The sequence below is a fragment of the Halolamina salina genome, from assembly GCF_042678005.1.
GTDB classification, from domain to species: Archaea; Halobacteriota; Halobacteria; order Halobacteriales; family Haloferacaceae; genus Halolamina; species Halolamina salina.
This window is the reverse complement of record NZ_JBHUDH010000146.1, coordinates 7,687-9,460: the sequence shown is the minus strand read 5'-3', so window position 1 is coordinate 9,460 and position 1,774 is coordinate 7,687. Positions and strand designations below refer to the sequence as shown.

The window sequence follows — 1,774 nt, the reverse complement described above, 5'->3', positions numbered from 1 at the left end:
CGCCGCGGGGCTGCGGGCGGCGATGTGCGAGGAGTGGCCGCCGGCGGACGCCCCCGACGGCGGGGAGCGTGCCGAACTCCGGCTCACCGCGGAGAGCCGCGAGGCGGCGCTGTACGACTATCTGGACCAGCTCATCTACGAGCGCGACGTTCGGTCGGTGCTGCCCGTCGACCACGAGGCCGAGGAGGCCGACGGCGAGTCGTGGACCGTCGACGCCAGCTACCGGGGCGTCCCGCTCTCGGCGGTGACCGCCCGGGACGTGAAGGCGGTGACGTACTCCGAGATGCGACTCGAACGCGTCGACGGGACGTGGGAGGCGTACGTCGTCTTCGACGTGTAACCAGCCGCGGCTCGCGACCGGCGAGCGACGTTCGGTCGCTCGCGAGGAGCGTGCTGGCGCGGCTGTGTGTAGTCAGCCCCGACTTCCGACTCACTCCTCGACGTACTGCCGGACGAGTCCGCACTCCGGACAGGCGTACGCCGTCGGCTTCACCTTCTCCTTCGCGCCGAGGCTCCCGAGGATTCCCTTCTTCGGCTCGTCGGTGACGAGGTGGAGTTCGAAGCCGTCGGAGGTCCGCATCGTCATCTCCTCGAGCGTGACGCCACAGTCCGGACAGCGTCTGGTGGCCATACCGCCCCTTCAGTACCCTTCCACGTAGAACCCCGGGCGAACGCCTTTGCCCCTTCGGACACAGTTTGGGGTATGACGCGCTACACCGCTTCCGCGGCGGCCGCACTCGCCGTGCTGTTCGCCGTCGTTCCGGGCCGGGCGCTGGCACACGTCCGGTACGTCACGCCGGGCGACGGTGGGGAACGCGCCGTCGAACTGCTCGCCGCCGTCGTGGCGGACCCGCTCGCGTTGGCGCTGCTCCTCGGCGGCGGCGCCGGCGCCGTCGTCACGGGCGCGGGCTGGCTCCGGTTCCGCCCGTTCCGGCTTGACCTCGCCGTGCTCCGGCAGACGCTCCGGAGCTACGACGATCTGCTGCCGTGGCTGGCCCGCCTCGCGATCGGCCTGCCGATGGTCGGCGCCGGCTTCACCGGCTACCTGTTCTCGCCCGCGGCCACCGCCGACTTCCTCGGCGTTCCGGGCGCGCTGGTCCGGCTGTTCGGCATCGTCGTCGGCTTCCTGCTCGAGTTCGTCGGCGCGACGCGGCTCACGGCCGCGGTCGGACTGCTCGGCTATCTCGTGGGATTGGCACTTAGCCCGGCGTTGCTGCTGGCGTTCGAGTTCGTCCCGGGGCTGCTGGCGATCCTGCTGCTCGGCGGCGGGCGCCCGAGCGCGGACCACGTCTTCTCGCGGCTGTCGGCCGTCGGGGGGACGGTGTACCAGCGGATCGACCCGGTGCGGGAGACGCTCGCGCCGGTCGGCGAGCGGCTCGCCGATCGCGACGAGCTGGTCCCGGTGATCGTCCGCGTCGGACTGGGGTTCTCGTTCGTCTACCTCGGCGTCGTCCAGAAGCTGCTCATGCCGGGGCAGGCGCTGAGCGTCGTCGCGAAGTACAACCTCACCGAGGTCGTCCCCGTCTCGCCGGAGCTGTGGGTCGTCGGTGCCGCGCTGACGGAGGCGGCGCTGGGGATCGCACTCGCGCTGGGGCTGTTCACCCGCGCCGGCTGCGGGGTCGCGATCCTGATGTTCACGACCACGCTGTTCGGCCTGCCGGACGACCCCGTGATGGCCCACGTCTCGCTGTTCGGGCTGGTGTCGATGCTGGTGATCACCGGCGGCGGCGCCTACTCGGGATCGAAGTTCGCGCTGGAGGCGATGACCGACTCG

The 1,774-nt window shown here is 71.4% G+C and carries 3 protein-coding genes; 2 read left to right on the top strand and 1 reads right to left on the bottom strand.

Going from position 1 to position 1,774, the window contains the following annotated elements; genetic code table 11:
• On the top strand, nucleotides 1–340 hold a 340-nt coding region (locus ACFR9S_RS12625; RefSeq protein WP_379818807.1), incomplete at its 5' end, for an archease.
• Nucleotides 341–430: 90 nt separating this feature from the next.
• On the opposite strand, the gene ACFR9S_RS12620 is transcribed toward ACFR9S_RS12625, so the two are convergent.
• Complete coding sequence (locus tag ACFR9S_RS12620) at nucleotides 431–631, bottom strand: hypothetical protein (RefSeq protein WP_379733203.1); 201 nt, start codon at nucleotides 629–631, stop codon at nucleotides 431–433.
• A 72-nt stretch (nucleotides 632–703) separates the two neighbouring features.
• Here ACFR9S_RS12620 and ACFR9S_RS12615 point away from each other — a divergent pair.
• Nucleotides 704–1,774: DoxX family protein (locus ACFR9S_RS12615; RefSeq protein WP_379818806.1), on the top strand; the 1,071-nt coding region annotated here is incomplete at its 3' end.

Coding starts and splice junctions, on each gene's coding strand:
- ACFR9S_RS12620 (WP_379733203.1), bottom strand. CDS start 631: ATGGCCACCAGACGCTGTCCGGACTGTGGCGTCACGCTCGAGGAGATG.